The organism is Streptomyces sp. SID13726, assembly GCF_010548375.1.
Classification (GTDB): Bacteria; Actinomycetota; Actinomycetes; order Streptomycetales; family Streptomycetaceae; genus Streptomyces.
This window is the reverse complement of the sequence record NZ_JAAGLY010000188.1, coordinates 1-575: the sequence shown is the minus strand read 5'-3', so window position 1 is coordinate 575 and position 575 is coordinate 1. Positions and strand designations below refer to the sequence as shown.

1 protein-coding gene is annotated in these 575 nt (G+C 68.2%); it reads right to left on the bottom strand.

Going from position 1 to position 575, the window contains the following annotated elements:
• Positions 1 to 575: potassium-transporting ATPase subunit KdpA (locus tag G3I78_RS47085; protein ID WP_203616495.1), on the bottom strand; the 575-nt coding region annotated here is incomplete at both ends.

The following is a 575-nucleotide window of genomic DNA, read 5'->3' as shown; positions in this document are numbered from 1 at the left end:
CATGCCGTAGAGGCCGGAGCCGGCGCCGCCGGGTGCGATCTCGCCCAGCTGCATGCCCAGGAGCTGGATGCCGCCGCCCAGACCGGTGAAGGAGGAGTGGAAGGAGTTGACCGCACCGGTCGAGGTCAGCGTGGTGGCGACGGAGAAGATCGCGGAGGCGCCGATGCCGAAGCGGGTCTCCTTGCCCTCCATCGCGCCGCCGGCGACCTCGAAGGCCGGGCCGTGGTGGGCGAACTCGGTCCACATCATCAGCGCGGTGAACCCGAGCCAGATCGTCGCCATCGTCGCGAGGATCGCGTAGCCCTGGCGCAGGCTGCCGACCATGCGGCCGAAGGTGCGGGTCAGCGCGAACGGGATGACCAGGATCAGGAAGATCTCGAAGAGGTTCGAGAAGGGGGTGGGGTTCTCGAAGGGGTGGGCGGAGTTGGCGTTGAAGTAGCCGCCGCCGTTGGTGCCCAGCTCCTTGATGACCTCCTGGGAGGCGACCGAGCCGCCGTTCCACTGCTGCGAACCGCCCATGAACTGGCCGACCTCGTGGATGGAGGCGAAGATCTGGATGTCGCCGCAGGCCACCA